17 protein-coding genes are annotated in these 23,853 nt (G+C 30.8%); 10 read left to right on the top strand and 7 right to left on the bottom strand.

Annotation, left to right across the window (positions count from 1 at the left end):
- Positions 1-28: 28 nt before the first annotated feature.
- From lptE to miaB, 3 genes are all read right to left on the bottom strand, one after another.
- Positions 29-535 (bottom strand): LptE family protein, encoded by a 507-nt coding sequence (lptE, locus tag GQS57_RS15240; protein WP_165733729.1) that lies wholly within the window; start codon positions 533-535, stop codon positions 29-31.
- 248 nt (positions 536-783) lie between these two features.
- Entirely contained in the window at positions 784-2,007 is a 1,224-nt protein-coding gene (locus GQS57_RS15235; RefSeq protein ID WP_165733728.1) for a sigma 54-interacting transcriptional regulator, read from the bottom strand.
- Between the two features lie 113 nt (positions 2,008-2,120).
- Complete coding sequence (miaB, locus tag GQS57_RS15230) at positions 2,121-3,575, bottom strand: tRNA (N6-isopentenyl adenosine(37)-C2)-methylthiotransferase MiaB (protein ID WP_165733727.1); 1,455 nt, start codon at positions 3,573-3,575, stop codon at positions 2,121-2,123.
- 200 nt (positions 3,576-3,775) lie between these two features.
- Here miaB and topA point away from each other — a divergent pair, with 200 nt between their 5' ends.
- The 8 genes from topA (at position 3,776) to GQS57_RS15190 (ending at position 14,074) form a co-directional block, all read left to right on the top strand.
- Positions 3,776-6,289, top strand: coding sequence for a type I DNA topoisomerase (gene topA / locus GQS57_RS15225; protein ID WP_165733726.1), 2,514 nt, complete (start codon positions 3,776-3,778; stop codon positions 6,287-6,289).
- A 36-nt stretch (positions 6,290-6,325) separates the two neighbouring features.
- Positions 6,326-7,486: a formimidoylglutamase gene (locus GQS57_RS15220; RefSeq protein ID WP_165733725.1), complete on the top strand. Its 1,161-nt coding sequence runs from the start codon at positions 6,326-6,328 to the stop codon at positions 7,484-7,486.
- 105 nt (positions 7,487-7,591) lie between these two features.
- On the top strand, positions 7,592-8,968 hold the full coding sequence (gldK, locus tag GQS57_RS15215; protein ID WP_165733724.1) for a gliding motility lipoprotein GldK: 1,377 nt from the start codon (positions 7,592-7,594) through the stop codon (positions 8,966-8,968).
- 28 nt (positions 8,969-8,996) lie between these two features.
- The gene (gldL, locus tag GQS57_RS15210) at positions 8,997-9,650 is read left to right on the top strand and encodes a gliding motility protein GldL (RefSeq protein WP_165733723.1); all 654 of its coding nucleotides are present in this window, start codon (positions 8,997-8,999) and stop codon (positions 9,648-9,650) included.
- 45 nt (positions 9,651-9,695) lie between these two features.
- A complete protein-coding gene (gldM, locus tag GQS57_RS15205; RefSeq protein ID WP_165733722.1) occupies positions 9,696-11,222 on the top strand; it encodes a gliding motility protein GldM in 1,527 nt (508 codons plus the stop codon).
- Positions 11,223-11,239: 17 nt separating this feature from the next.
- Complete coding sequence (gene gldN, locus GQS57_RS15200; RefSeq protein ID WP_165733721.1) at positions 11,240-12,100, top strand: gliding motility protein GldN; 861 nt, start codon at positions 11,240-11,242, stop codon at positions 12,098-12,100.
- Positions 12,101-12,306: 206 nt separating this feature from the next.
- Positions 12,307-13,368 (top strand): FAD-binding oxidoreductase, encoded by a 1,062-nt coding sequence (locus GQS57_RS15195; RefSeq protein WP_165733720.1) that lies wholly within the window; start codon positions 12,307-12,309, stop codon positions 13,366-13,368.
- 22 nt (positions 13,369-13,390) lie between these two features.
- Positions 13,391-14,074: a hypothetical protein gene (locus GQS57_RS15190; protein ID WP_165733719.1), complete on the top strand. Its 684-nt coding sequence runs from the start codon at positions 13,391-13,393 to the stop codon at positions 14,072-14,074.
- Between the two features lie 167 nt (positions 14,075-14,241).
- Here GQS57_RS15190 and GQS57_RS15185 read toward each other — a convergent pair whose 3' ends face one another.
- Positions 14,242-14,631, bottom strand: coding sequence for a DUF983 domain-containing protein (locus GQS57_RS15185; RefSeq protein ID WP_165733718.1), 390 nt, complete (start codon positions 14,629-14,631; stop codon positions 14,242-14,244).
- Between the two features lie 75 nt (positions 14,632-14,706).
- Here GQS57_RS15185 and GQS57_RS15180 point away from each other — a divergent pair, with 75 nt between their 5' ends.
- On the top strand, positions 14,707-16,623 hold the full coding sequence (locus GQS57_RS15180) for an ABC-F family ATP-binding cassette domain-containing protein (protein ID WP_165733717.1): 1,917 nt from the start codon (positions 14,707-14,709) through the stop codon (positions 16,621-16,623).
- Between the two features lie 67 nt (positions 16,624-16,690).
- Here GQS57_RS15180 and GQS57_RS15175 read toward each other — a convergent pair whose 3' ends face one another.
- Together GQS57_RS15175 and GQS57_RS15170 are read right to left on the bottom strand one after the other, a co-directional pair.
- Entirely contained in the window at positions 16,691-18,433 is a 1,743-nt protein-coding gene (locus GQS57_RS15175; protein WP_165733716.1) for an amidohydrolase family protein, read from the bottom strand.
- A 415-nt stretch (positions 18,434-18,848) separates the two neighbouring features.
- The gene (locus GQS57_RS15170) at positions 18,849-19,280 is read right to left on the bottom strand and encodes a hypothetical protein (RefSeq protein ID WP_165733715.1); all 432 of its coding nucleotides are present in this window, start codon (positions 19,278-19,280) and stop codon (positions 18,849-18,851) included.
- Positions 19,281-19,349: 69 nt separating this feature from the next.
- On the opposite strand from GQS57_RS15170, the gene prfA reads away from it, so the two are divergent.
- Positions 19,350-20,426 (top strand): peptide chain release factor 1, encoded by a 1,077-nt coding sequence (gene prfA, locus GQS57_RS15165; RefSeq protein WP_165733714.1) that lies wholly within the window; start codon positions 19,350-19,352, stop codon positions 20,424-20,426.
- Between the two features lie 1,006 nt (positions 20,427-21,432).
- Here prfA and GQS57_RS15160 read toward each other — a convergent pair.
- Positions 21,433-23,838 (bottom strand): glycoside hydrolase family 31 protein, encoded by a 2,406-nt coding sequence (locus GQS57_RS15160; protein ID WP_165733713.1) that lies wholly within the window; start codon positions 23,836-23,838, stop codon positions 21,433-21,435.
- Positions 23,839-23,853: the final 15 nt, after the last annotated feature.

Raw genomic sequence — 23,853 nt, 5'->3', positions numbered from 1 at the left:
TGCAACTGAACACTGTATATTTTTAATATTACCATTTTGCAACGGAAGCATTAAAAATATCTTGTGTTAATCTCTCCATAATTTCATCTAAGGCAGCTTCTAAAACTCCACCGGTAAGTTGTGCGTCTGCAGCATAATCAGAATAAAAAGAGAATTGTTTTTCGAAATCATCTTTCTCAATCAGTTTATTAACAAAACGAACATTTACAGTGATGGTAAGTCTATTTTGCGCAGCAGTTTGGTCTGCAGTAGCACTCATAGGAGTAATTCTGTAGCCCGTAATTTCTCCGCTAAAATATAAGTCTCCATTGGAGGTTACTGTGGTTAAATTGGTTTGTCTTGTAAATAAATCTAGCATGTCTTGGGTAAAACGCTGACTTAGAGTTGGCTCTACTAAAGATGCTTGATTTGGGAAAAAATCTATTTGTAATGTTTTTGCATCACCTGTACTTCCTCCTGTAAAAGAATATGCTCCACAAGCAACAAAAAATAATGTGCTTAATGAGAATAATGTTATGTAGAGTATTTTTTTCATAATTATTGGTTCAGAATTTTAAGTTTTAGATTCAAATTTTTTTTAAAAAAACTTCCAATTGTCATTTCGACGATAGGAGAAATCTCATAATTTAGAAAACTAAAACGATGAAGCTTTATGTGATTTTTCCCTCTGGTCGAAATGACACAACTGCACGTTATTTTTTCGCTTTTATAAAATTTTGATTCTCAAACTGTCCGTGTTTTTTTCAATTAAACAATTCAACTTTTAAACAATTACACATTCTTTTACAAATCGTATTGTTTAATTTTTCGGTATAAAGTTCTCTCAGAAATTCCTAGTTCTTTAGCAGCTAACTTACGTTTATTGCTGTTTTTCTCTAAAGATTTTTTTATCATTTCTACTTCTTTGTCTTGTAAAGATAAAGACTCGTCTTCCTCTATCGTCTCAATAAAATCATAATCTTTTTCTGTGGATGAGTTTTGTGGAATATTCATCACTTCTACATTAGATTTATGTGCATCTTTGTTTTCGTACATCTTTTCAATTAATTGATGATGTTCTTCTTGCACTTCTTCTACATTGCCACTTTTCATTAAATCTAGCGTCAACTTTTTTAAATCGTTGATGTCATTACGCATATCAAATAAAATCTTATACATAATATCACGCTCAGTAGAAAAGTCATTTTCCTTTTTACCACCAATAACAGCAGGTAAATTACCATTATTATTCGGTAGATACTGTTGCATTTTAAGGGCGGAAATAACTCTTTCTTCTTCAATAACCGAAATTTGTTCTGCTAAATTTTTTAACTGACGAATATTCCCCGGAAAACGATAGTTTAATAGCATTTTTACCGCGTTATCATCTAAACGAATAGAAGGCATTCTGTATTTCTGAGCAAAATCTGCAGCAAATTTCCGAAACAATAAGTGAATATCTTCATCACGCTCTCTTAAAGCAGGTAAATGAATTTCTACGGTACTTAATCTGTAATATAGGTCTTCTCTAAATTTTTCTTTCTGAATTGCAGATTGCATATTAACATTCGTTGCAGCTACAATTCTAACATTGGTTTTTATAACTTTAGAAGAACCAACTTTTATAAATTCGCCATTTTCTAAAACACGTAATAAACGTACTTGGGTTGTTAAAGGCAATTCTCCAACCTCATCTAAAAAGATAGTTCCACCATCGGCAACTTCAAAATATCCTTTTCGGTCTTGTGTTGCCCCTGTAAATGATCCTTTTTCGTGACCAAATAATTCACTATCGATGGTTCCCTCTGGAATTGCACCACAGTTTACAGCAATGTATTTTGCATGTTTTCTATGTGATAATTGATGTACAATTCTTGGAATATTTTCTTTACCAACACCACTTTCTCCTGTAACTAAAACAGAAATATCTGTAGGTGCAACTCTAAGTGCTTTTTCTAAAGCTCTATTTAAGTGAATATCGTTACCGATAATTCCAAAACGCTGTTTTAAAGCTTGTAAGTTTTCCATTTTTTTAAGGTGCAAAGTTTTTATAGTTGCAAAGTAACAAAGTAAAAAAGTTTTTAAGAATTATATAAAGCCCACTTTGCAACTTTGAGCCTTTGTAACTTTTTCACTAATTTTTAATTATTATCAGAATATCCAACAACAGTTCCTTTTAAGGTTGCAGAAGTACAATCTTCTACTTTTACCATTACAAAATCTCCTAATTTATAGTCTCCTTTATCAAAAACAGCTACGGTATTTTGCGTATTTCTACCTTTCCATTCATTTGGGTTTTTCTTAGAAGTACCTTCAATTAAAAATTCTTCTACTTTTCCTAAATGTTGCTGCGTTCTGTATAAAGCGTGTTCTTGTTGTAAATCTATAATTTCTTGTAAACGACGTTTTTTTGTTGCAAAAGGTACATCATCTACCATTTTCTTAGCCGCTAAAGTTCCTGGTCTTTCAGAATACGTAAACATAAAGCCGAAATCGTATTTTACATATTTCATTAAATCTAAAGTATCTTGATGATCTTCTTCTGTTTCTCCACAAAAACCAACAATCATATCTTGACTTAAAGACATTTCCGGAACAATCTTAAAAATATTATCAATTAACTCGATATATTCTTCACGAGTATGTTGTCTGTTCATAGCTTTTAGCATGTTATTGCTTCCGCTTTGTACAGGTAAATGCAAATATTTACAAATATTTTTGTGTTTTGCTATTGCGTGAATTACATCTAAACTAATATCCTGCGGATTAGAAGTTGCAAAACGAAAACGTGTTTTTGGGAATTCTGTAGCACACATATCTAATAATTGTGCAAAATTTACAGCAGTTGCTTGTGCCATTTCAGATGCTTTGCCAAAGTCTTTTTTCAATCCTCCACCATACCATAAGAAACTATCTACATTCTGACCTAAAAGCGTAATTTCTTTAAAGTTTCTATCTACCATAGATTGAATTTCTTCAAGAATACTTTTCGGATCACGGCTTCTTTCTCGTCCACGTGTAAACGGAACCACACAGAAAGTACACATATTGTCGCAACCTCTGGTTATAGATACAAATGCAGTAACTCCGTTAGAATTTAAACGCACCGGAGAAATATCTCCATAGGTTTCTTCTTTAGATAAAATTACATTTACGGCATCTCTACCAGCATTTACTTCTTCTAGTAAATTAGGTAAATCTTTGTATGCATCGGGTCCAACAACTAAGTCAACAATTTTTTCTTCTTCTAAAAACTTTTCTTTTAAGCGTTCTGCCATACAGCCTAAAACACCTACTTTCATGTTTTTGTTTACTTGTTTTACAGCGTTGTATTTCTGTAATCTTTTACGAACAGTAGTTTCTGCCTTCTCCCTAATAGAGCAGGTGTTTACTAAAACTAAATCTGCTTCTTCTAGAATTTGAGTTGTGTTGTAGCCTTCTTTATCTAAAATAGCGGCTACTATTTCACTATCATTCATATTCATTTGACAGCCGTAGCTTTCTATGAATAATTTTTTAGTGTTATTTTTTTTATTTTCGGTAACAAGAGCTTTTCCTTGTATTTTCTCGTCTATGATTTTTTCTACGTATTCCATCTCTCAATTTATCATTTAAAGGTGCGCAAAGATACAACCAAATTTAATTTATTGTGACAAATTGGCAGAAAATTTAATGAGCTAATTCTAATGTTTTTTGTTGAAAATTGATGAAATAATTTTTTTTTACAAAAAACTAACTACTTTTGCAATCAAAAATAGCGCGTTTTTAAAGCGTTTTAGCGACAAAAGAGAGATAAATGGCAAAGAATTTAGTAATTGTAGAGTCACCAGCAAAAGCAAAAACCATCGAAAAATTTCTTGGAAAAGATTTTCAAGTAGAGTCTAGTTATGGTCATATTGCAGACTTACCATCCAAAGAATTGGGTATTGATGTAGAAGGAGATTTTAGTCCAAAATATATTATTTCTGATGATAAAAAACCAGTAGTTAAAAAGTTAAAAGCTTTAGCAAAGAAAGCAGATACTGTATGGTTAGCGAGTGATGAGGATCGAGAGGGTGAGGCAATTGCATGGCATTTAAAAGAGCAATTAAATTTAAAAGATGAAAATACAAAACGTATTGTTTTTCATGAAATAACAAAAAACGCCATTTTAAAAGCAGTCGATAATCCTAGAGATATTGACTATAATATGGTAAACGCACAACAAGCACGTAGAGTTTTAGACAGACTTGTTGGGTACGAATTATCGCCAGTTTTATGGCGTAAAGTTAAAGGAGGTTTGTCTGCAGGTAGAGTACAATCTGTAGCAGTTCGTTTAATTGTAGAAAAAGAAAGAAGCATTCAAGAGTTTAATGCAGAAACACATTATAAAGTAGTAGCAGAGTTTTCTAATGTTGAAGGAAAAACGTTTAAAGCAACGATTCCAAAGAATTTTGATACTAAAAAAACAGCAGAAAATTTCTTAAAATCGTGTGCAAATGCAGATTTTTCTATCGCTGAATTAACTAAAAAACCAGCAAAGAAATCCCCAGCAGCACCATTTACAACGTCTACGTTGCAGCAAGAAGCATCTAGAAAATTAGGTTTTCCGGTTGCAAAGACAATGCAAGTTGCACAACGTTTGTATGAAGCCGGTTTAATTACTTATATGAGAACAGATAGTTTAAATTTATCTGTTGATGCAAGAAACGCTGCTGAAGAAGAAATTACTAATTATTACGGTAAAGAATATAGCAAACAACGTGTTTTTAAAACGAAAGCAAAAGGTGCCCAAGAGGCGCATGAGGCGATTCGTCCTACCAACATGAAAATGCATTCCATAGATACAGAATATGACCAAACTAGATTGTATGATTTAATTTGGAAAAGAACATTGGCTTCTCAAATGAGTGATGCTCAGTTAGAGAGAACCAATTTTAAGATCGAAAATTCTGAGAACTCAAAAATATTCACTGCAAATGGTGAAATGATAAAGTTTGATGGTTTCTTAAAAGTGTATTTAGAAGGAAAAGATGATGATGAGGAAGAACAAGCAGGAATGCTACCAAATTTAAAAGTTGGTGAAGCATTAGAGTATTCTTTTATAAACGCAACACAACGTTTTACAAGTCCGCCTTATCGTTTTACAGAAGCTTCTTTGGTAAAACAATTAGAAGAACTAGGTATTGGTAGACCATCTACATACGCACCAACCATTTCTACTGTACAAAGAAGAGGATATGTAGAAAAAGGAGAGGATGAAGGGTTAGAAAGAAATTACGAACAAATGATTTTAGTTGATGGAACTGTAAAAAGTGAAGCATTAACGGAGAAAACAGGTTCTAATAAAAATAAGTTAATACCTACGGATATTGGTAATATTGTGAACGACTTTTTAGTTGCTAACTTTTCTAATGTTTTAGATTTTGGTTTTACTGCTAAAGTAGAATCTTCTTTTGATGATATCTCTGAAGGAAATGAAGATTGGATAGAAATGATTAAAGGTTTCTATACAAAGTTTCATGACACGGTGGAAGATGTTAAGGAAAATGCAGAAAGAGAAAGTGGAGAACGTATTTTAGGGAAGCATCCAGAAACTGGTAAAACGGTTTTAGTTCGTCTGGGTAAATTTGGACCAATTGCACAAATTGGAGCACCAGAAGACGAAGAAAAGGTGTTTGCTAGCTTAAATAAAGATCAGAATTTAGGAACCATCACTATGGAAGAAGCACTAGAATTGTTCTTGCTTCCAAAAACATTAGGTGGTTATGAAGATGAAGAGGTTATTGTTTCTAACGGTCGTTTTGGTCCTTACATTCGTTTCGGAACCATGTTTGTTTCTTTAGATAAGGGAGAAAATCCTATGGAAGTAGATTTGCCAAGAGCTATAGAGTTAATTGTTGCAAAACAAAAAGCAGATGCGCCTATTTATCATTATGAAGATTTACCTGTACAAAAGGGAGTTGGTCGTTTTGGACCTTTCTTAAAATGGAATAATATATTTATCAACGTTAATAAAAAATACGATTTCGATAATCTTACTGATGACGATATTATTGAGTTAATAGAAGTTAAGAAACAGAAAGAGATTGATAAAGTTATCCATAACTGGGAAGATGTAGAAATTCGTGTAGAAAAAGCACGATGGGGACGTTTTAATGTAATAAAAGGGAAAATTAAAATAGAATTACCTAAAACTACAGAAATAGAAAAACTTTCTAAGGCAGAGGCTGTTAAAATGATTGAAGCTAAAACGCCAAAGAAAAAAGTGGCGAAGAAAAAAGCTGTCAAGAAAAAGGTAGTTAAGAAGAAAGTAACCAAAAAGAAATAATATTTTTCATAAATTACATTTGATTTTAAAAAATTAATGAACCAAGACTTTTTAACCCCTGTAAAAGAATCGATTGTAAAATCTTTAGAAGAACAATCTAATTTGTGCTTAGGGAAAACCTTTAGAATACATACTCTAGAAGACGGTTTGCCTGATTTAGAAAATGTGCAAATTGCAATTTTAGGAGTTCAAGAAGATAGGAACTCAGAGAATAATTTTGGCTGTGGAGAAGATTTACATTTTATCAGAAAAAAATTATACAATTTGTTTCCAGGTAATTGGAACACTCAGATAGCAGATTTAGGAAATGTTTTAAAAGGAAATTCTGTTACAGATACGTATTATGCTGTTTCAGAAATTATTACGGAACTACTTAAGAAAAATATAATACCTGTAATTATTGGTGGAGGTCAAGATCTTACATATGTAAATTATAGAGCTTATGATTCTTTAGAGCAGACCGTTAATATTGCTGCTGTAGACAGTCGTTTCGATTTAGGTCATTTAGATGATCCATTAACTTCTCAATCTTATTTAAGTAAAATAATTATGCAAGAGCCTAATAACTTGTTTAATTATAGCAATGTAGGTTATCAGACGTATTTTAATTCGCAAGATGAAATACAGTTGTTGGATAACTTATTTTTTGATGCGTATAGATTAGGGAATGCAAAAGAATTAAAAAATATTGAACCTGTTTTTAGAAATGCTGATATTGTTTCTATAGATTTGGGTTCTGTGAGACAAAGTGAAGCACCTGCAAATAATAATGCTTCTCCGAATGGGTTTTATGGAGAAGAAATTTGTGCCATTTCTAGATATGCAGGCCTTAGTGATAAAGTAACTTCATTTGGTGTTTATGAGTACAATTCTAAGCTAGATAACAACCATCAGACAGCACATTTAATTGCTCAAATGATTTGGTATTTTATTGAAGGTGTTAATTTTAGGGTAAAAGATTATCCGTTTTCTGGAAAGGAAAATTATCAGAAGTTTACCGTTTTATTAGATGATGATGATCCTTTAACGTTTTATAAAAGTAATAAATCTGGAAGATGGTGGATAGAGATAAAAATCTTATCAGATAATAAATACAAAAGACATGCGTTAATACCATGTACATATAATGATTATACAGAAGCCACTAAGCAAAATATTCCTGAAAAGTGGTATAAAGCGATGCGAAAATTAGTGTAATAAATAAAGATTAAAAGATTAGAACGTTAAAAAGCAATTTGCTTATTGTTTTTTAACAAAAAAAATAATAGGTTTACGGACTTTATAGTAAAGACATTTTTAAATATGAAGAAAGCAGCAATATTTGCACTTTTAATAGTAGTTTTTTACAGTTGTGGCTCTAATGATAGAGGAGAATTGGTTGGAGTTAAATCGAATAAAAAGTGGTTTTCAGAAAAACCATTTGGTATGGCGTTAATTCCTGGAGGTGCTTTTACAATGGGTAAACAAGACGAGGACCTTATCGGTACAATGAATTCACCTACTAAAACAGTTACTTTAAGACCATATTACATGGACGAAACTGAGATAACTAATAACGAATATAAAGAATTTGTTCAGTGGGTTAGAGATTCTGTTGTAAGAACTAGATTAGGGTATCAACAAGAATTTGCAAGTATGATGGGAACACCAGATCCAAACGGTGCACTTCCTTCTGGAGGTATTAATGATTATGCATTTGCTGTATTAAAAGATACTACAGGAGCTAATGCTTATGAAAAATACATGTATGAAAACTACACGAGTTTAGAGTTGGATTCAGATTCTGTAAGACCATTAAACTGGGAAAATGATATTATTTGGGAAAAAGAAGATTTTCCGGATGCTGATTATGTAGAGGTTATGGATACTTTATTTGTAGCTAGAGATGAAGCTGTAGATGGTGTTAGAACTTTTAACGTAAAATACTTAAAATATAAATACACTTGGTTCGATAGAGATAATGCTGCAAGACAAGGTGGTAATAGAAAAGACTTTGTAAAACACGAAAAATTAAACATTTATCCAGATACTACTGTATGGGTAAAAGATTTTAGTTATTCTTATAACGACCCAATGCACCAAGATTATTTTTATCACCAATCTTATGGAGATTATCCTGTTGTTGGGGTAAACTGGGGGCAAGCAACTGCTTTTTGTAACTGGAGAACTAAGAAGAAAAATAATTATTTAAAAAGCAGAAAAAACTCAATTGGTGTTCCAGACTTTAGATTACCAACAGAAGCAGAATGGGAATATGCTGCAAGAGGAGGTTTAGAATTTGCTACGTATCCTTGGGGTACTGGTAATACCACTTCAGATAGAGGTTGTTTCTTGGCAAACTTTAAACCGGTAAGGGGAGATTACGCTGTAGATGGAGCGCTATATACTATGGAGGCTAAATCTTTTAATGCAAATGATTACGGTTTGTATAATATGGCTGGTAATGTTTCTGAATGGACAAATACCGCTTATAACTTATCTTCTTACTACATGGCTTCTACAATGAATCCGAATGTAGAGGATAGAAAAAACAAAAGAAAAATAATTCGTGGAGGTTCTTGGAAAGATGTAGCATACTTTTTAGAAGTGAGTTCTAGAGATTATGAATATGCAGATACTGCTAGAAGTTACATTGGTTTTAGAACCGTTCAGAATTACATTGGTACAACTAACAAATAATCAAAAAAAAATAAAAAGAAAATAAATTATGGCACAGTCAAAATCTTACAAAAAAATAATGAATTTCGTTTACGGAATGGGAGCAGCAGTTGTAATTGTTGGAGCATTATTCAAAATTCAGCATATGAGTTTAGGTCCTATTACTGGAGGTATGATGTTAACGATTGGTTTATTAGTTGAGGCTGCCGTTTTTGCTGTTTCAGCTTTTGATACACCAGAAGATGATTTTGATTGGTCTAAAGTATATCCTGAATTAGGAGATGATGGTTTTACTACTGTAAAAGCAGTGAAAGAAGAAAAAGAAGAAGTTGGTGCTCAAGGTTTATTATCTCAAAAATTAGATACTTTATTACAAGAAGCTAAAATTGATGCTAGATTAATGACAAGCTTAGGTACTAGTATGAAAAACTTTCAAGGAGCTGCAGAAGGTTTATCTGCTGCATCAGAATCTATTTCATCTACTAACAAATACAACGAACAAATGTCTATGGCTGCTATTCAAATGGAGTCTTTAAATAATTTGTACAAAGTACAAGTAGAAAATGTAAGCAAACAGTCTGCATTAAATGGAGCTGTTGTAGAAAATACAGAAAAATTAAAAGATCAAATGGAGTCTTTAGCAAAAAACTTATCTTCTTTAAACGGAGTTTATGGAAATATGCTTTCTGCAATGTCTAAATAATAATTAGTTAACAAATACAAATATTAATTTAAAAAACTAATTATAATGGCAGGAGGAAAATTGTCCGCAAGGCAGAAAATGATAAACTTAATGTACCTTGTATTTATTGCAATGTTAGCAATGAACATGAGTAAAGAAGTTTTATCTGCTTTTGGTTTTATGAACGAAAAGTTAAGTGAAAATAATGTTTCAACAACAGCAAAAAATAATGAAGCGTATGCTAATTTAGCAACTAAAGCTTCAGAACAAGCTGCGAAATTTGCAACATTAAATCAAGAAGCAATAAAAATTAAAGGCTATTCTGCAGATTTTTATACTTATTTAGAAGAGTTAAAAGCTAAAATGACATCTGATATAGAAGATAAGAATGATTATGAATCTATGGATAAAACCGCTTTTTTAGATGAACATTTCTTTAAAGGTGATAAATTTACAGTAGAAGGTCAAGAGTTTTTAGATAAAATAAATAGCTATAGAACAAGTGTAACTGGTGCTTTAGGAAAAGACAGTAAGTTTGCACCAATTGTTGCAAATAGATTTTCTACAAGTGATGTTACAAATAAAGATGGTAAAACCATAAAATGGTTAGATTATAGATACAAAGGATTTCCTTTAGTAGCTTCTTTAACAAGTTTAACTCAAATGCAAGCAGATATTAAAAACACAGAAAGTGATATTGTATCTGATTTATTAGGTGGTAAAATGGAAGAAGCATTGTCTTTAAACAACTATAAAGGAATTGTTGCTTTAGATAAGAACGCTTATTTTGCTGGAGAAAAAGTTACAGGAAAAATTGTTTTAGGTCGTTATGATGCTACTATGATTCCAGATAATGTTACTTTAAATGGTAAAGATTATAAAAACATTCAATCGGGTCAAGTAATTATAGACATGCCTGCCGGTAATGTTGGTAGTCATGATATTAAAGGTCAGATTGCTTTTACACAAAACGGAGAAGTGGTAGAAGTACCTTTCGAAAGTACGTATTCTGTAATACCACAACCAGGTGATGCTGTTGTTTCTGCAGATAAAATGAATGTAGTTTATAGAGGTTTAAGCAATCCTATTTCTGTTTCATTACCAGGTGTTAGTGATAACAATTTAAGAGTTTCTGCATCAGGAGGTTCTTTATCTGGTGGAAGAGGTAAATATATTTTAAAACCAGGTGGAGGTAACACAGCTGTTATTAATGTGAGTGCAACGTTAAGCAATGGAAAATCTGTAAACTCTAAAGCTACCTTTAGAATTAAAGACATACCAGCAGCCATGGGATCTGTAAGAGGACAGTTTGGTACGGTAAGAATGCCTAAATCAGGTTTATCTAATGCTCCTATTGCGGCAGGATTACCAGATTTTGAATTCGATTTAAGTATTAGAGTTCAGAGTTTTAAAATAAAAGTACCAGGAGAATTAACTATTATTGTAAATGGTTCTTCTTTAAATGCTGCAGCAAAACAAAAATTAGCCAAAGCAAAAAGAGGAGATCAAATTAACATTTTCGATATTAAGGCAACTGCTAATGGAGTAAAACTTAAACAAGTATTACCTGTTAGTATAGAATTAACAAACTAGAAGTTAAAAAATAAAATATGTTTAAAAATTGTTTAGTATTATTTTTCGGTTTGATGATTAGTAGTTCAATAAACGCACAAATAGGTTTATTAAACGCTAAAACAGTAGATCAAATAGGAAAGAAAAACGAGCAACAAATTGCAGCAGATAACGATGCTCCTTTAGCCTACGGATATGTAGATGATAGAGATGTATTATGGTCTAAAGTAGTTTGGGAATTTGTAGATCTAAATCAAAAAATAAATTTACCGTATTATTTTCCTATCGATAACTCAAATGTTTCTTCTAACAGAAGATCTTTATTTGATACTTTAATTAAAGGAATCAAAGAAGGTAATATAGATGAAGTATATTCAGACTCTTTCTTTACGTCTAAGATTACTCAGAATGAAATAGACTCTAGAATGTCTAGTGTAAGAGAATCAAATGGATATAGTGATACTATTAGACTTCAATCTCAGGATGTAGAAGGGTATATGATGAAGGGAATGTGGTATTTTGATAAACGTCAAGGAGAATTAAAATACAGATTGTTAGCAATTGCACCAATGGGTAAAGATGTACAGACTTTAGGTTTGGGACTTGATGGTGGAAATGAAGAAGAATTGTATGAGTTGTTTTGGGTGTTTTATCCATCTGCAAGAGATGTTTTACACGATGCAAAAGTCTTCAATCCAAAAAATGCATCACAACCAATTTCTTTTGACCATATGTTAAATGCAAGACGATTTAGCAGTACCATTGTTAGAGAAGAAAACATTTATGGCGATAGAGCAATTTCAGATTACGTTAGAGGAAATTCTTTATTCCAGTTATTAGAAGCTAATAAAATTAAAGAAGGTATTAGAAATAGAGAAATGGATATGTGGAATTACTAAAATTCTACCATTTTTTAAAAATATTAAAACGTTCCAAATCTTTGGGACGTTTTTTTTTGAAGCTATTTCCCGCTATCTCTACTCGCTTTTTTTATCCTATATCGGAATAAAAAAGAGCTCAAACATACCGTTCTATCGGGGCTATACATTTTAATAAAGTTCAGTAATAATATCATAATTATTGCAAATTCACGTATTTTTATCACATGAAAGTAGATTATATAATAGTTGGTTTAGGATTAGCAGGTTTGGCTTTTGCAGAAGAATTAATTGCAGCAAAAAAATCATTTGTTGTTTTTGAAGATGACTCCCAAACTTCATCATTAGTTGCCGGAGGCGTTTACAATCCTGTAATTTTAAAACGTTTTACACCTGTTTGGAACGCAAAAGAACAATTAGATGTTGCGCTTCCTTTTTATAAAAGGTTAGAAGAAAAACTAAACATTACTATAGACCAAAAATTTGTAATTAAGAAATCTTTTAAATCTGTAGAAGATCAAAATAATTGGTTTGGTGCTTTAGATAAGCCAAAGTTGACCGATTATTTAGATCCTAAATTAGATCCTAATTCTTATAACGGAGTTTTAGCTGATTTTAGTTTCGGAAACGTAAATGAAACAGGTAGAATAGATACAGAAAAATTAATAAATGCTTACAGAGCATATTTAGAATCTGAAAACTTCATTCGTTTTGAACAATTTAAACACGAAGAATTAAAGATCGAAGAAGATTCTTTAATGTATAAAGATATTGAAGCTTCTAAAATTGTTTTTTGTGAAGGTTTTGGAGTGGTAGAAAATCCGTATTTTAATTATTTACCAATAAATGAAGCAAAAGGAGAACTATTAACTATTCATGCTCCGGAATTAAATATCGACTTTTTATTAAAATCCACACTTTTTGTAATGCCTTTGGGTGACAATACGTATAAAGTAGGGGCAACTTTTAATTGGACAGATAAAACATCTGATCCTTCTGAAGAAGGAAAAGAAGAATTGGTAGAAAAGTTAAAGAAAGTACTAAATGTTCCTTATACCATCGTTTCTCAATCTGCAGGGATAAGACCTACGGTTTCTGGCAGAAGACCTTTGGTTGGTATTCATCCAGATTATGCGCAATTAATTGTTTTAAATGGCTTAGGAACACGAGGAGTAATGATTGCGCCAACGGTTGCTAAAAACCTATTCAACCATATTTATAATGATGAATCTTTGGATGAAGAAATAGATATTGTTCGTTTTAAACATTTGAAGGATAAAAGGAAGTAAGAATAAAAAACATGCTGATACGTTGAACCATCGTTTTTATAATAAGAATGAAAAAGAGCAAAATAGAATACTAATTGCGATAGCAATTTGTTCTCTTATAGTTATTGTGTTGTCAATTATTATATCAATATATTCAAGAATATATGTAATTGGAATTTTAACATTTTCTATTACTTTATCTATAATTGCTCCATTCCTTGATATGCCATCCTTAAAAAAAAGTGGTAGAATAATTTATTATTCATCTTTATTTGTAATCGAAAAACCTAAAAATGGCCGAATCGAAATTCACGGTGGAACTTTATTTGATTACTATTTCGTAATTGAAAATCAAATGAATGGAAAACAAAGAACTGATTTTATAATCCAACAATATTTAGAAGGACTTTTACATCTACTTAAAAAGCATGAGAAGGATAAAAGAATGAAAATTAGTGGTACAAGCTATATTATAAATAAGAGAACCGCCGAAAAAATTGGTTTTAAAATTATTGAAACTGATTTTTTACAAAAAATAATCCTAACTTATAATTACTTTAATATTTTAATTTCAAATTCAATAGCAAAAAATAAATTATCATTTCCAAAATTAAATAAAACTAAAACATTTGAGGCCAACATAGCTCAATTACTTGAGCGAAAAGAATATATTGAAAAATTAAATAATTTATTAAAAAACAAGATTGCTAATTCTTTACAAGATTGATTATTATGTGTATGTTTTTAGAGGTTTTTCAATAACTTCCTTCTTAGTTTGCAATATGCGCTAAGGATAGAGCTCTTCGAAAAGCTCAAGACAAGCTAACTGTTTAAGCTCTTTTTGTTTTTACAAAAAGTGAGTAACGAGTGCCTGTTAAAGCGTCCAAAAACCGTTTATAATTGTTTTTTCTTAAATCTTTTATCAAAATGGATAAACATATTGATCCATATTATTCTAGATAAGCGTAAATTAAAAGGTGCTAAAATTAATAATGCTATTACAATTGCGGCAAAACATTGTAACAGACTGAAGCCAAAAAACAAACTACTTATTACAAATACAGCAACAGAAAGTGCCACTGTTAAACCATAATTAACATACATAGCTCCATAAAAGAAGGAAGGTTCCATCATGTATTTTAAATTACAGTTCGGGCAATTGTTATGTAATTTGGTTACTTTATTGGGATTAAAAGTGAATTTATGGGCAAAGAATTCGCCTTCGTGACATCTAGGACATTTGGCTTTAAAAATACTATATAACTTGGTACCCTTTTTCAACATAATAGACCTTAATTTTGTATACTTTTGCAAATATAGAGTTTTAAACTTTTTTTTAAGTAACAATTATTACATTAGATGCTAAACGTACACAACTTATCGGTTTCTTTTATGGGAACTGATTTATTTTCAGGAATAACTTTCAAATTAAATAAAGGAGATAGAATTGGTCTTATCGGAAAAAATGGAGCAGGGAAATCTACGCTTTTAAAAGTGCTTTCTAAAGATATAGAAACAAGTGGTGGTACCATGGCTTTTGATAAAGATATTAGAATGGGTTTCTTAAGACAAGATATAGATTTTGTTGAAGGAAGAACTATTTTAGAAGAAGCATACCAGGCGTTTGTAGAAATTAAAGAAATTGAGATAAAACTTGATGAAATTAATGAACAATTAGCAACTAGAACCGATTACGAAAGTGAAGGCTATACAGAATTAATTCATGATTTAACGGACAATACAGAACGTTATGAATTACTTGGTGGTTATAATTACCAAGGTGATACCGAAAAGATTTTACAAGGTTTAGGTTTTCAGAGAGAAGATTTTGATAAGAAAACAGATACTTTTTCTGGAGGTTGGAGAATGCGTATAGAGTTGGCAAAATTACTTTTACAAAATAATGATATTTTGTTATTAGATGAGCCAACGAATCACTTAGATATTGAATCTATTATTTGGTTAGAAAATTTCTTAAAAGGATATTCTGGTGCCATTGTGTTGGTATCGCATGATAAAATGTTTTTAGACAATGTTACGAACAGAACAATAGAGATTTCTTTAGGTCAGATTTACGATTATAAAAAACCATATTCTGAGTTCTTAGTTTTAAGAGCAGAAATTAAAGAAAAGCAATTACAGGCACAGAAAAACCAAGAGAAAGAAATAAAGCAAAAGCAACACTTAATTAATAAGTTTAAGGCAAAAGCCAGTAAGGCTTCTATGGCACAATCTTTAATGAAACAACTTGATAAAGTTGAACTGATTGAGGTTGACCAAGATGATAACCAAGCAATGAATGTTAAGTTTGCCATCTCTAAAGAACCTGGTAAAATTATTGTTGAAGCAGAGAAGCTTTGTAAAAGTTATGGCGATAAACATGTTTTAGAAGATGTAGATTTATTAATTGAGAAAAACAGTAAAATTGCTTTTGTTGGTCAGAATGGACAAGGGAAATCTACTTTAGCAAAAATGATGGTTGGAGAGATTCCTTTTGAGGGAATTTTAAAACTAGGTCATAATGTAGAAGTTGGTTATTTTGCTCAGAATCAATCTGAAGAATTACCGCCAGAAAAAACAGTGTTGGAAATTATGGAAGATGCTGCCACAGACGGTAACAGAGTTCGTGTTAGAGACATGTTAGGTTCTTTCTTATTTGGTGGTGATGCTGTAGATAAAAAGGCAAAAGTACTTTCTGGAGGGGAAAGAAATAGATTGGCATTGTGTAAATTATTATTACAACCATTTAATGTTTTAATAATGGATGAGCCAACCAATCACTTAGATATTGCCTCTAAAACTGTTTTAAAAGAAGCTTTAAGAAACTTTAATGGAACCTTAATTGTAGTATCTCACGATAGAGATTTTTTACAAGGTTTAACGGAAACTGTTTATGGTTTTAAAGACAAAGAAATTAAAGAATATTTAGGAGATATTGACTATTTCTTAGAACAACATAAAATAGAGAATTTAAGAGAAGCAGAAAAAAGAACGGTTGTTAAAGTAGAGAAAGATACTTCTAAAAAAGAAGCACATCAATTATCTAGAGATGAAGAAAAGCAACTAAAGAAGTTAAAGAATAAACTGTCTAATGTAGAAACTGAAATTGCAGATTTAGAAAAAGAAATTGCAAAGATAGATTTAGAATTGGCACAGAATTATGATGAAGTTTCTGCAAGACCAAATTTCTTTGAGAAATACAAAGCTAAAAAAGCAAAATTAGATTCAGTAATGGAAAACTGGGAGAAAATAGAAGCAGAAGTTTCTAATTTTTAAATATCTTTTAATAAATATTTATTAACTCCTTCAGGTTTAAAAATCTAAAGGAGTTTTTTTATCAATATTACTCTCTTACAAAGTAAACTTTTTTAATTTTATTATTTTCAATGCGATAAATAGCTATTGCTTCTTTTGTTATATCATTAAATTTTACAACTTCTTTATCTATAACAACATTACCTTTTACAATTCTTTCTGTTAATTCGCAATGTAAATTGGTAACATTCTCAAACATTTTTGCATACCTCTTTCTCATATTTTCTTTTCCTTTATAGTTTAACGTATTCGGAAAAGTATACACTTCTACATCATCTGCATAAGGTTCTAAAAAAGCTTCTATATTTCTAAGATTGTAAGCATTTAATTGTCTTTGTGCTAAATCTCTGGGAGTATCTTTTAATAAGTCATTCGGATTAAAAACAACGCCTTTATTAATAACAGTATGTATATCAGTTAGGTTTTTTATATCTTTTATAGGATTTTTATTTAAAAGAATAAGATTTGCTTTTTTACCAATGGTAACACTTCCAAATTCATTTTCTTTATTAAAAATTTTAGCGCCATTTATTGTAGAAGCTTCAAGAATTTGCCAATTACTCATGCCACTTTTTTGCATTAATTCTAGCTCTTTTATATAAGAAGAAACATGTAAAGTACCAATATTACCAGCATCTGTACCAGTTGCAATTAATACACCAGCATCAGAAAGTGTTTTAAGATTTACACTACAAATAGAATCTGCTTTTTTTAAGTTGGCAATTCTATTGGGTTTATTTAAACGTGTTTTATAATTATTTACCAATAAAGTGTCAGAAAGATGTTTTAAATCTAATAAAGAACCCAATTGATAAGGATCTGCTGTTAACAATTCATCATTGCTAAACTGTAATCTTTGTCCAAATGTTTTACCATATCCTCCGCTGACTTGTAATGTAGGAGAAAGAATCGTTTTTTTTTTCTTTAATAATTGTATAAGGTCTTTTGATAAAATTTTATCCTTTACACTATGTACCAAAAAATCTGCCCCATTTTCTACAGCTAATTTTGCCGTAATTTCTTGTGTTGCATGTACTGCAACTTTTAAATTGTTTTTATGAGCTTCATCAATAACAGCTTTTACAATAGGTAAGTTTTTACGAGCACTTTCTTCTATACTTAAACCATCTCTACCTGCTATATACCAAATTTTAATAAAGTCTGGCTTATATTTTAATTGATCTTTAACGCCGTTAATGCCATCTTCAATACTTTCTGTTAAAGTAAAAGGCTCATCATGCTTTAAATTCTTGTAAACTTCAGATTCGTAAGTTGTTAATAAAGGACCTGTTATGAAAATTTCTGGAGCAAAATCTTTATCAGTAAATGTATTACGCTGTTCAAGGAAATTATAGGTAGCTCCAACATCAATTAAAGTTGTAATTCCGTTTTTTAAATACCTTTTCAATTTGTTTTCCATATCAGATTTTGCCAAAGCAATTTCTTCTGTGTAACTAACATACTTTCTTAAATCAATAGCATCAGGTCGTGTATATAATCCTCCGTTTTGAAAAAAATGAATGTGTGCATCTACCAAACCAGGAGCAATGTACTTACCAGTTCCGTCAATAATAGTTGCGTTTTTAGGCAGTTTTATCTTAGTACTTTTTCTAATGTTAGAAATTAAATTGTTGGTAATTTCTATAGTTTGATTAGATACTAGTTTTTGTTTTTCTACATCAACTACTGTTACGTTGGTGATATAGGTTTGTGCAAAAAGTGAAAAAGATGAAACTAGAAATGTGAATGTTAATAATAATTTATTTTTCATTTTATGCAAGGTATTGGGGTTTTGTTTATTAATTTTTTATAAATATTAGCGAATCTATGGTTTTAATTTAATAAAATAAAATTTATAGTGAGTTAGTATTGCTTATTATGGAACATCTATCTCTCTTTATATTGATTAATACACCAATGTTAAATTTGCTAGCTTATACAATTCTATATTTCTGATATATAAGATTAAATGAATTTTAATTCCAAAATAATATCAAAACCAACAAATTTTTCTTCTTGATTTAGAAGAGAAAAAGTTGACTTATTTATTAAAAGAGAATATTTAGTTCATCTTTTTACTTTTGGTAATAAATTTAGAAAGTATAAGATTCAGAAACTAAAAAGCAGCAGAAGTTTCTAATTTCTAGTTTTATTGTTGAGTGAAAGAGTCTAAGGTTTTATCAGCATTAGAGCTTATCAAAAATAAATTCAATTTTAAAATTATTAGCAGATACAATAGCTTTTAATTGCTCGTTTTCTAAATAGTATTGTATGGTTTTAGGAAATTCGTTTTTAGAATTTTCACAAACAAAAGAAGAGTCCGTTTGTTGTGTTAATTTGAATAAAGTAGCAGTATCATTTACGCTTTCCACTTTTAAAAATAATGTGTCTTTTACCGTAATAAAGCTCAATTTTTCTTTAAAAATAGTATCGTCTTCTTTTAAAGTATAATCTAAACCTTTAAGGTTTGTATTCCAGGTTTCATAGGTAATATTTCCTTCTTCTTCGTTTACACGAATCCAATCTCCAACTAGAAAATTGGGGATAAGCGTACTAGGTTTTTCTTTCTGACAAGAAGTGATCAAGAAAAAAGAAAAGACTATAAAGAGTAATTTCATAAAAATAGTTTGCTTTGTTCAAATATAATTATAAAAATTGTAAATTCGCAATCCAAGAAAAGACAGAAGATGTTAGATAAATTAAGAATTGTTAAGCAGCGTTATGATGAAGTTTCTGATTTAATTATTCAGCCAGAAATCATCATGGATCAAAAGCGTTATGCGCAATTGATGAAAGAATATAAAGATTTAGGTGATGTTGTTAAAAAGGGAGATGAATATCAAACCTTAACAAACAATATAGAGGAGGCAAAAGAAATACTTGCCGACGGTTCTGATGCCGAAATGAATGAAATGGCGAAGATGGAAATCGAAGAAGCCAATATTAGAATTCCTCAATTAGAAGATGAAATAAAAGTTTTATTAATACCAAAAGATCCTGAAGATTCTAAGAATGCAGTTGTAGAATTGCGTGCAGGTGCGGGTGGAGATGAAGCAAGTATTTTTGCTGGAGATTTATTTAGAATGTACACAAAATATTGTGAAAGTAGAGGCTGGAAAGTTTCTACTGTAGATTATTCTGAAGGTACCAACGGTGGTTTTAAAGAAATTCAGTTTGAAGTTACTGGTAATGATGTGTATGGAATTTTAAAGTTTGAAGCTGGTGTGCATCGTGTACAAAGAGTTCCACAAACAGAAACACAAGGACGTGTGCATACTTCTGCAGCTACTTGTATGGTTTTTCCAGAAGCCGAAGAATTTGATGTTGAAATTAATCCAAAAGAAGTTCGTATCGATTTTTTCTGTTCTTCTGGTCCTGGTGGGCAATCTGTAAATACTACGTATTCTGCAGTGCGTTTAACACACATTCCAACTGGTTTGGTTGCACAATGTCAAGATCAAAAATCGCAACATAAAAATAAAGAAAAAGCATTTAAAGTGTTACGTTCTCGTTTGTATGATATGGAATTAGCTAAGAAGAATGCAGAAGACGCTTTAAAACGTGGTTCTATGGTTTCTTCTGGTGATAGAAGTGCTAAGATTAGAACTTATAACTATGCACAAGGTAGAGTTACAGACCATAGAATTGGTTTGTCTTTATATGATCTTCCAAATATTGTAAATGGAGATATTCAGAAAATTATTGATGAATTGATGTTAGCAGAAAATACTCAAAAATTAAAAGGATTAAGTGACGGAATATAGTTCTCTTAATATTTATAAGAAAAACCTTAAAACATTGTTTTAAGGTTTTTTTTTGGTCAAAAAAGAAAAGCGATTATAGTTTGGGTAAACTATAGATCGCTTTTTTTTATTCAAATAATTAAGAAATCTTAAACAGTTTTTATGCTGTTTAGGGGGAAGATTACTTACGCTGCAAATATATACTGGTAATTGAAACCCCACAATACCCATTTATGGGGTAATTTCACTTCACCGTTTTCGGTGAGTCAGTTCACCAGAAATGGTGATGATAGATTTTATTTCTAAAAATATATAGCTGTAAAAACTCTTTTACGCCACTAGTTCAAATAATTTTTATAAGAATAGCATTGTTTTAGTAATTTTTGATTTTCCATTAGATTCTTGTATTTGTGCAATTTTAAATTTGAACAAGATTTTATGGCACAAAAAAAAGCGATCATAGTTTAGAAAAACTATAGACCGCTTCTTTTTCATTCAATTACTTAAGAAATCTTAAACAATTTTTATTTTGCTTAGGGGGAAGATTACTTATGCTACAAATATATACTTGTAATTTAGATACTACAATACCCATTTATGGGGTATTTTCATCTCACTGTTTTCAGGTAGTCATCTCACTGAAAACGGTGAGATTAAATTTTATTTGTAATTAGTTGCAGCTGATAAAACTCTTATACAAGGATATTTATATGTTCTTGTAAAAAACAACATTGCTTTTGTTGTTTTTTAATATCCATTTGAAGGGGTTATGCATTTTTGAGACTTAAAAAATTGGTATTGTTATTATAACAAAAAAAAAGCGATTATAGTTTAGATAAACTATTAATCGCTTTTTGTGTAATTTAAATACTTAAGAAATCTTAAACAAATTATATCTTGCTTGGGGAAAAGATTACTTATGCTACAAATTTACACTAGTAATTTAAACCCTACAATACCCATTTATGGGGTATTTTCATCTCACTGTTTTCAGGTAGTCATCTCACTAAAAACGGTGAAAAAAAACTTATTTTCCTATTAGATGTAATTCAGTAAATCCTTTATCTAGAAGTATAGATTGAGTGTTTCCAGAAATAACCCTGTCTATAGAAGTTTCAACATTATCTATTTGTATAGAAGTAATAGTAAAAGGTAAATTATGGAATACAATATTAAACTTGGTATAACCTGCGTTAAAGTCTCCACGTTTATGTTGTTGTATAATTAATTCTTCTTTTTTTCCTGTTACTTTAAAAGTACGTAAACTAAATCTACCTTTTTTATAATCATAGCCATCATGTGCATCATCGTATAATTGTGAAGATTCTTTTCCTTCTTTATAATAAAGATCTAAAGTAATTTCATCAAATTCTTTTTCATCAACATATTGTTGTACTGGATATTTTGGTATTACTGCACCTTCTTTAATAAATATTGGCATGCTATCTATGTCTGCATCTACCCACATTTCTTTTCCACCAACAACAAGCTCATTTGTCCAGAAGTTATACCATTTACCTCTAGGAATATACATTCTTCTTCCTCTAGCATTTGGCTCTTGTATTGGGCATACTAAAATTTGCTCACCGTACACAAATTCATCACTTCTATGATGTGTAGCGGTATCTTCTTGGTCGTATAAAACTAATGATTTTAAAATAGGTGTTCCGTCGTTTATGTAATTCCAGAAACAAGTATATAAATAAGGTAATAATTGGTATCTAAGTTCCACAAACTTTCTTACAATGTCTGTAACTTCATCACCGAATACCCAAGGCTCTTGATCTCCATGATCTCCAGAAGAATGTACTCTACAAAAAGCATGAAAGACTCCTAATTGAACCCAACGAGCAAACAATTCTCCTTGTGGTTGTTCTGCAAATCCACCAATATCAGAACCAGCAAAAGAGAAACCAGACATTGCCATTCTTTGTGCTTGGTTATTCGCAATTGCTAAATGTTCCCAAGTAGCAACATTATCTCCCATCCAGGTAGAAGTATATCTTTGTGCACCAGAATAAGCAGATCTTGTAATTACAAAAGGTCTCTTCGGGTACGCATATTTCTTTAAACCATGGTACGTTGCACGTGCCATTTGAGTTCCATAAATATTATGTGCTTTTCTATGAGAACAAGGATTTCCATCATAATCATGACGAACATCATCTGGGAAAGATTTGTTAGGAACGTCCATTACTGCAGGCTCGTTCATATCATTCCAAACACCTTTTACTCCAAAATCTTCAATTAGTTCTTTAAATAAACCAGACCACCATTCTCTTACTTCTGGTTTGGTGTAGTCTGGGAAATAACATTCTCCAGGCCAAACTTTACCTTTCATGTAAGGACCATCAGCACGTTTACAGAAATAATCTTTATCTAATGCCTCTTTAAAAACATCGTATTCTAAATCTATTTTAATTCCCGGATCTATAATAACTACGGTTTTAAAACCGTCTTCTTCTAATTCTCTAACCATTCTTTTAGGATCAGGAAAATGGTTTTTATCCCAAGTAAAACAACGGAAACCATCCATATAATCAATATCTAAATAGATAGCATCACAAGGTATTTTTAAATCTCTAAAAGTTTTTGTTACTTCTTTTACGTTACTTTCTGGAAAATAACTCCATTTACATTGATGAAATCCTAATGCCCATAATGGTGGTAAAGCGTGTGGTTTACCTGTTAAATCTGTGTAGTTTTTAACTACATCTTCCATTTTTGGTCCGTAGATAAAATAATAATTCATTTCACCTCCTTGTGCCCAAAAGCTTGCTACATTTCTTCTTTCATGTGCAAAATCGAAATGTGATTTAAATGTGTTATCAAAGAAAATTCCATAAGATTTATCGCCTTGTATAGCCGTATAAAAAGGAATTGCTTTATAAATAGGATCTGTATCTTTACCAAATGCATACGAATCTGTAGCGTAATTTTCGAAACGTTTTCCTTTTAAGTTAACGTCTACAGGCTTATCTCCTAAACCATAAAAACTTTCTGCTCTTTGGCAAGCTTTACTCATTTTTACGATGTCTCCACCATATTCATAACTTTCTTCCCAATGAAATCCAATTTCATCTTCGTTTATTAACTTTAAGTCTACAGCATCAAAAAGTTTAACTTGTAAACTACTTTTTTCTATTTTACAGATTAATTTGGAAGTTGTAACAACATAGTGAGTTTCATCTTCTGTTACGTCTAAAAAGTAATACCCTCTAGATGCGTGAATGGTAACTCCGTAAGAAAAATCGTTTTCAAATTTACCTGTTGTAGAGTATCTAAATCTTATTACACTGTCTCTTACTACAGTAAGTTGTAAAATTACATTGTTCTTTGTGGTAAAGTATAATGTGTCTACATCTTTCTTGTAGCTCACTATTTCTGAAGGAAATAAGTTTCCTTTTTGTTCTAACTCTGTATTAACAATCATAATTTTGGTTGTTTG

It is taken from the genome of Polaribacter sp. 20A6 (assembly GCF_011378915.1).
GTDB lineage: Bacteria > Bacteroidota > Bacteroidia > Flavobacteriales > Flavobacteriaceae > Polaribacter > Polaribacter sejongensis.
The sequence above is the reverse complement of the archived record's forward strand: the minus strand, read 5'-3'. Positions and strand labels throughout refer to the sequence as shown.

Bases quoted from the DNA above. Each gene is read 5' to 3' on its own strand.
- lptE (WP_165733729.1), bottom strand. From the start codon at position 535: ATGAAAAAAATACTCTACATAACATTATTCTCATTAAGCACATTATTT.
- GQS57_RS15235 (WP_165733728.1), bottom strand. From the start codon at position 2,007: ATGGAAAACTTACAAGCTTTAAAACAGCGTTTTGGAATTATCGGTAAC.
- miaB (WP_165733727.1), bottom strand. From the start codon at position 3,575: ATGGAATACGTAGAAAAAATCATAGACGAGAAAATACAAGGAAAAGCT.
- topA (WP_165733726.1), top strand. From the start codon at position 3,776: ATGGCAAAGAATTTAGTAATTGTAGAGTCACCAGCAAAAGCAAAAACC.
- GQS57_RS15220 (WP_165733725.1), top strand. From the start codon at position 6,326: ATGAACCAAGACTTTTTAACCCCTGTAAAAGAATCGATTGTAAAATCT.
- gldK (WP_165733724.1), top strand. From the start codon at position 7,592: ATGAAGAAAGCAGCAATATTTGCACTTTTAATAGTAGTTTTTTACAGT.
- gldL (WP_165733723.1), top strand. From the start codon at position 8,997: ATGGCACAGTCAAAATCTTACAAAAAAATAATGAATTTCGTTTACGGA.
- gldM (WP_165733722.1), top strand. From the start codon at position 9,696: ATGGCAGGAGGAAAATTGTCCGCAAGGCAGAAAATGATAAACTTAATG.
- gldN (WP_165733721.1), top strand. From the start codon at position 11,240: ATGTTTAAAAATTGTTTAGTATTATTTTTCGGTTTGATGATTAGTAGT.
- GQS57_RS15195 (WP_165733720.1), top strand. From the start codon at position 12,307: ATGAAAGTAGATTATATAATAGTTGGTTTAGGATTAGCAGGTTTGGCT.
- GQS57_RS15185 (WP_165733718.1), bottom strand. From the start codon at position 14,631: ATGTTGAAAAAGGGTACCAAGTTATATAGTATTTTTAAAGCCAAATGT.
- GQS57_RS15180 (WP_165733717.1), top strand. From the start codon at position 14,707: ATGCTAAACGTACACAACTTATCGGTTTCTTTTATGGGAACTGATTTA.
- GQS57_RS15175 (WP_165733716.1), bottom strand. From the start codon at position 18,433: ATGAAAAATAAATTATTATTAACATTCACATTTCTAGTTTCATCTTTT.
- GQS57_RS15170 (WP_165733715.1), bottom strand. From the start codon at position 19,280: ATGAAATTACTCTTTATAGTCTTTTCTTTTTTCTTGATCACTTCTTGT.
- prfA (WP_165733714.1), top strand. From the start codon at position 19,350: ATGTTAGATAAATTAAGAATTGTTAAGCAGCGTTATGATGAAGTTTCT.
- GQS57_RS15160 (WP_165733713.1), bottom strand. From the start codon at position 23,838: ATGATTGTTAATACAGAGTTAGAACAAAAAGGAAACTTATTTCCTTCA.